The organism is Streptosporangium canum (genome assembly GCF_900113865.1).
Classification (GTDB): Bacteria; Actinomycetota; Actinomycetes; order Streptosporangiales; family Streptosporangiaceae; genus Streptosporangium; species Streptosporangium canum.
Window position 1 is genome coordinate 1 of sequence record NZ_FOQY01000077.1, and the last position, 5,687, is coordinate 5,687.

Sequence of the window (5,687 nt, forward strand, 5' to 3'; positions counted from 1 at the left end):
ATCTGCGGGGCGGGCACTTTTGGTCCCCGCCCTCCTTCGCCCTGCTTCGCCGCTTCATGCGGCGGCGCCCCGCCGTCGATCATCGAGGAGTACCTCGAGAACCAGAAACGGCCGGGCTGAGCAGCTCACGTGAACCAACTGTCACGGCACCGCTCGGACCTGGAGGCCCTCCCGCGCTGTCGTTTCCTCCCGGGCGTAAACGCCCGGGGTTCCACGCCAGATCACGCTGAAGATCCTCGGCATTCATCGCCGCCGGAATCCATCGTGAGTCAGGTCCAGCCGGCCCCGACGACCCCGGCGTCGAAACCGCCTACAACACCGCGGTCAGTCTCCTGCGGCAGGTCATCGGCATCTTCTCCGTACGGCGCCGGAACCTGGAAAACGCTGATCAAGCGGATCCCGCTCGGCTGGAGGAGGTGCGCCGACAGCAGGCTTACCGCATCGCCCTTATGCGGAGTCTGGATCCGAGTGACCGTGAGCAGGTAGCCCATGTGCGTCTGGAAGGTGGGCAATCTCGTCAATCATGAGGAGTGTCCTGTTCCCCCCTGTCAAAATGCGAGAGCCGACTGGGTGAAGGTTACGGGTCTGTTCGCGGTCAGGGCGTCACGATCGCGAACGCGGGATCCGGGTCCTCCAGTACGGCGGTCAGGCGGCTCAGGACGTTCATGTCGCCCTCGTGCTCGATGCCGTCGGCCGATTGACCGGTGAGTAGGCCGAGCAACTGCTGCTTGGTGAGCGTGAGCGTCAGCTCCACCGGCTGTGGCGGCGGATCGGCCTGATGGATGAGCGCGCCGTTGGACAGCGTGGTGCGGTGGCGCTGGTTCAGATCGGTCAGTCGCCAGTCGACGGCCAGACTCTCGTTCCACGCCTTGGGGCCGTCGACGCGGATGGCCAGGGAGTCGAAGACCTGCTCGACGGTCAGGGCCTCGATCACCTCTGGCGAGGTGGTGTCGACGTTGGCGGGGACGACGTCGCCGGTCAGCTCCAGCGCGCCGACCAGGTAGAAGTTGCGCCAGGTGCCGTTCTCGGCGCCGTGGCCGAGCCGGGTGTAGACCTCGGCGAGCATGCTGCGCGCCTGGCCGTCGTGTTCGTCGGCGAAGACGGCGTGGTTGAGCAGCGAGGCGGCGAAACGCAGGTCGCCGTCGTCGATGTAGCGGCGGGCGAAAGCGAGGACGCCCTCACCTCCGCCCATGCACTCGACGTAGCGGCGCGCCTGTTCGACCGGCGGATGCTCCCACAGATGGGCCGGGTTGCCGTCGAACCAGCCCAGATAGCGCTGGTAGATGGCCTTCACATTGTGGCTGACCGAGCCGTAGTAGCCGTGGGTGTGCCACGCCTGCTCCAGGGCCGGCGGCATCCGCATCGCCTCGGCGATCTCGGCGCCCGTCATGCCCTTGTTCATCATCCGCAGCGTCTGGTCGTGCATGTAGGCGTACATGTCGCGCTGCCGGCTGATGAACCGCACGATGTTCTCCCGGCCCCAGGTCGGCCAGTGGTGCGAGGCGAAGCAGACGTCGGCCCGGTCGGCGAACAGGGCGATCGCCTCGGTCAGGTAGCGCGACCAGACGCGGGTGTCACGGACCAGCGCTCCGCGCAGCGCGAGAATGTTGTGCTGGTTGTGCTGGTTGTGCGTGGCGTTCTCGGCCATGCACAGGGCCCGGCGGCCGGGGATGAGGAAGTTCATCTCCGCCGGCGCCTCGGTGCCCGGGGTGAGCTGGAAGACGATCCGTACACCGTCCAGCGTCTCCTCCTGCCCGGTGCACGTGATGTCCTTGTTCGGCGGGATGAGAGAGATGGTGCCGGTCGAGGTGGTCATGCCCAGACCGGCGCCGATCTGCCCTTCCGGCGAGCGGGGCAGGGCCGGGCCGTACATGTAGGTGGCGCGGCGGTTCATCGCGGTGCCGGCGTAGACGTTCTCCGACACAGTGTGTTCCAGAAACCCGGCGGGTGCCAGGATCGGCACGTCGCCGTCGGTGACGCCGCGTACCCCGCCGAAGTGGTCGGCGTGGGAGTGGGTGTAGATGACCGCGGTGACCGGCCGGTCCCCTCGCTGGTCGCGATAGAGCCTCAGCCCCGCCGCCGCGCACTCGACAGACAGCAGCGGGTCGACCACGATGACGCCGCTGTCGCCCTCGATCAGGGTCATATTGGACAGGTCCAGGCCGCGTACCTGATAAATGCCGTCCGTCACCTCGTACAGGCCCTGCTTGACGCACAACTGTCCCTGCCGCCACAGACTGGGATGCGCGGTGTCCGGGCACTCCTGCTCCAGGAAACGGTAGGAGTCGGTGTCCCACACGACACGGCTGTCGGTCTTGACCATCGCGGGGCTCAGCGCGGCCACGAATCCGCGGTCGGCGGCCTCGAAGTCGGACCGGTCATGAAAGGGAAGGTCTGCCATGAATCCGGCCTTCCCGCTGGCGCCCCGCTCCGCCATCACCAGCCGGTACTATCGCCTGCCCGTGACGATCTCCTTGACAGCGTCACGCCGTGATCTACGCGTCAAACGCGCCGCGGCGCCGCGACGCGTGCAAGCTCTCGTCTTTGCTCAACCGAGGATGCCGGTCACCTGGTACGGGGTGCCGAGCCGGGCGTTGACCCAGGAGGTCACCGAGGGCGGCCAGGGCGGGGCCGGCGGCGCCAGGGGGGCTACGGTCAGCGGTCAACCGTGATCAACCTGCCGAACAGCCGGCACGCCGAAAGAAGTCCACCAAGGCGGTGCGGGCCCGGGTCAACCGCGATCATCGGTCAGGTGACGGATCGCGCCACCAAGGCCATGGCCTGCCGCATGGCGTTGCGCACCTCGTCGGGTCCGTCGCCGCGCTGCAGCGCGCTCATCGCGGACGCGCTGACCGCGCCCACCATCGCGCCGACCAGGGCGGGGGCGGTGGTCGTGTCGAGGCTGTCGGGGAACGCCCGCCGCAGCGCCTGGGCCAGTTCGGCCTGAGCGGTGAGGTACCGCTGCAGCAGCCGGGCCTGCAGCGCCGGCTCCGAGGCCGCCAGCCGCGCCCGAAGCGTTGCGAGGCCGCTGGACAGGTCGCGGTCCCAGGCATTGAAGATCATCTGGTCCATCGCCCGCACCAGCACTTCGGACAGCCGCTCCCCGGCGTGGCGCTCGGCGATCGCCTCCAGCGCCAGATCGACGCGCACGTCGGCGTTGGCCAAGAGCACGTCCTCCTTGGTCTGGAAGTGGAGGAAGAAGGTGCGGGGGGACACCTCCGCGGCGTCGGCGATCTCGGCCACGGTTACCTGGTCGTAGCCCCTGTCCTCGAACAGGCGCACCGCCGCCTCGATCAGTGCCTGCCGGGTGCGTTGCTTCTTGCGCTCCCGCAGCCCCAGTTTCTCCACCATGTGAGCCACTTTACTGCATTGCCTGCATTCGTGCATACAATGAATAACTACAGCGGCTGTAGCCATTGAAGGGTGGTCATCATGGGAAGTCTGGACGGACGTGTCGTCCTCATCACCGGAGCAGGGCGCGGCATCGGCCGGGAGGAGGCGTTGTTCTTCGCCGCCGAGGGCGCCAAGGTCGTCGTCAACGACCCCGGCGTCGCCATCGACGGCACGGGCGGCGACGCCGGCGTGGCGGCGGACGTCGTCGAGGAGATCACCGAGCGCGGCGGGCAGGCCGTGGCCAACACCGACAGCGTCGCCGACTGGGACGGCGCCCGCCGCATGGTGGAGACGGCCCTGCGGTCCTTCGGCGACCTGCACGTAGTGGTCAACAACGCGACCATCGAACGGAACATGGGCCTGGCCGACCTGTCGGAGGAGGACTTCGATGACGTCCTGGCCGTCAAGCTCAAGGGCACTTTCGCGGTGACGCACTGGGCGGCCCGCCACTGGCGCGACCGGTTCCAGGCAGGGGTCCGCGCCGACCGCGCCGTCGTCAACACCTCCTCCGGCTCAGGACTGCTCAACCCGCTGCCCGCGCAGGTCTCCTACGCGGCGGGCAACGCCGGGGTGGCGGCGCTGACCGTCGTGGCCGCCCTCGAGCTGGGCCGCTACGGCGTGCGGGTCAACTGCATCTCGCCGTCGATGTCTCGCACCAGACTCACCCTCGGCGTCCCCGGCATGGGTCAGGAACCGCCGGCGAGCCGGTTCGACCCCCTGCACCCGGCCGCCAGCGCGCCTGTCGCCGCCTACCTGGCCAGTTCAGCCTGTCCGCTCACCGGTCAGGTGCTGTCGGTGCGAGGCGGTACGGTCGCGGTCAACCAAGGCTGGTCCCTCGGTGGCCACGTCCACAAGGACGGGCTGTGGAACGTGGAGGAACTGGCTCAGAAGGTGAAAGAGCTGCCGACGGATGACCCCTTCGACAAGCTCGCCCAGGCCCTGTCCGGTGCGCTCGGCACCACTGGACGCGCCGAACTCCAGGAGATGATCAACGCCCTGCTGGACCAGGGAGACCGGTCCGGCACGGCCTCCGCCTGACGCGACAGCGCACAGCCCGGACCGCGTGCTCGGGTTCGCGGTCCGGGGGGCGGACGGGGTCCGCCCCAGCCCGCCCCCGCACCTGCGCGTGCTGGTCACCGGTCCCGTGGGTCTTCGTGCGGCTCGGCGGGAAGGATGCAGGTCAGGGCGCTGCGCAGCATGGTGGCGAAGGATTCGGTGTTGCCGGGTTCGAGCCAGTGCCGCCCCGCCACGCGGATGGCGCCGGCGACCGCGGCGGCCGTGACGGCGGGAAACAGGTCGCGTCCGGGGTCGGTGCCGGTGCGCGCCGCGATCGCCTCGGCGAGCGGGCCCTCCGCCATGCTGAACGCCTTCAGCGCCTCGCCTTCCAGCTCGGGCGTTAACATGATCATGCGCAGGCCGGCCTTGTCGGGCTCGGGGTCGGTGTAGAGCTCGATCACGGCCGCGATGACGGCCTGGTCGAGCGGCTCGTCGGCGGGCCGGGAGCGCAGCGCCTGCCCCACACGCCTGGACTGGTCGGCCTGGAAGGCGCAGATCGCCTCCGCCCTGCTGGAGAAGTAGTTGTTGTAGGTGCGGGGTGAGACTCCCGCGGCCGTGGCGATGTCATGGACGCGGACAAGGGCCAGCCCGTTGGGGCCCTGCTCGATGGCCAGGCGCAGTGCGGCATGGCTGATCGCCTCCCGGGTGGCCTGGCTGTTGCGTGCCCGGAGGTCCATGGCGTCGTCGTTCATGGGTCAATCCTATCGATATTGCGTGTCACGCACTATATGCGTGTCACGCAGGTTGTGGGTAGAGTGCGGTGGAGCACCTGGCACTCACGCCTGGAGAGTGCCAACCGCATGGTGTGTGCCGGGGCGGCGAGGTCCGTCGGCGGGTTGGCCGCCCGTCGCCGGACCGTCCGTCGCGGGCGCCGTCCCGGAGAGCCCCCTACCAAGAGCAGGAGCAGGAATGACTTCGAAAATGATCGCGTTCAACGAGGACGCCCGGCGCGGTCTCGAGCGCGGTATGAACCAGCTCGCGGACGCCGTCAAGGTGACCCTCGGCCCCAAGGGCCGTAACGTCGTCCTGGAGAAGAAGTGGGGCGCACCCACGATCACCAACGACGGTGTCTCCATCGCCAAGGAGATCGAGCTCGAGGACCCGTGGGAGAAGATCGGGGCCGAGCTCGTCAAGGAAGTCGCCAAGAAGACCGACGACGTCGCGGGTGACGGCACCACCACCGCCACCGTGCTCGCCCAGGCTCTCGTACGTGAGGGCCTGCGCAACGTCGCCGCCGG

At 68.8% G+C, this 5,687-nt stretch carries 6 protein-coding genes; 2 read left to right on the top strand and 4 right to left on the bottom strand.

What is annotated here, in order from left to right; translation table 11 throughout:
• Positions 1 to 269 precede the first annotated feature (269 nt).
• The 3 genes from BM085_RS42380 to BM085_RS42390 form a co-directional block, all read right to left on the bottom strand.
• Positions 270 to 491 carry a hypothetical protein gene (locus tag BM085_RS42380; RefSeq protein ID WP_143121343.1) on the bottom strand — a complete coding sequence of 74 codons (222 nt, stop codon included), beginning with the start codon at positions 489 to 491 and terminating at the stop codon, positions 270 to 272.
• A 104-nt stretch (positions 492 to 595) separates the two neighbouring features.
• Positions 596 to 2,401, bottom strand: coding sequence for an alkyl/aryl-sulfatase (locus BM085_RS42385; RefSeq protein WP_093892364.1), 1,806 nt, complete (start codon positions 2,399 to 2,401; stop codon positions 596 to 598).
• 347 nt (positions 2,402 to 2,748) lie between these two features.
• The gene (locus BM085_RS42390; protein ID WP_093892362.1) at positions 2,749 to 3,351 is read right to left on the bottom strand and encodes a TetR/AcrR family transcriptional regulator; all 603 of its coding nucleotides are present in this window, start codon (positions 3,349 to 3,351) and stop codon (positions 2,749 to 2,751) included.
• 81 nt (positions 3,352 to 3,432) lie between these two features.
• Here BM085_RS42390 and BM085_RS42395 point away from each other — a divergent pair, with 81 nt between their 5' ends.
• Complete coding sequence (locus BM085_RS42395; protein ID WP_093892365.1) at positions 3,433 to 4,431, top strand: SDR family NAD(P)-dependent oxidoreductase; 999 nt, start codon at positions 3,433 to 3,435, stop codon at positions 4,429 to 4,431.
• Between the two features lie 95 nt (positions 4,432 to 4,526).
• Here the strand turns inward: BM085_RS42395 and BM085_RS42400 are convergent, their stop codons facing one another.
• On the bottom strand, positions 4,527 to 5,141 hold the full coding sequence (locus BM085_RS42400) for a TetR/AcrR family transcriptional regulator (RefSeq protein WP_093892363.1): 615 nt from the start codon (positions 5,139 to 5,141) through the stop codon (positions 4,527 to 4,529).
• Positions 5,142 to 5,358: 217 nt separating this feature from the next.
• On the opposite strand from BM085_RS42400, the gene BM085_RS42405 reads away from it, so the two are divergent.
• Positions 5,359 to 5,687: TCP-1/cpn60 chaperonin family protein (locus BM085_RS42405; RefSeq protein ID WP_281249922.1), on the top strand; the 329-nt coding region annotated here is incomplete at its 3' end.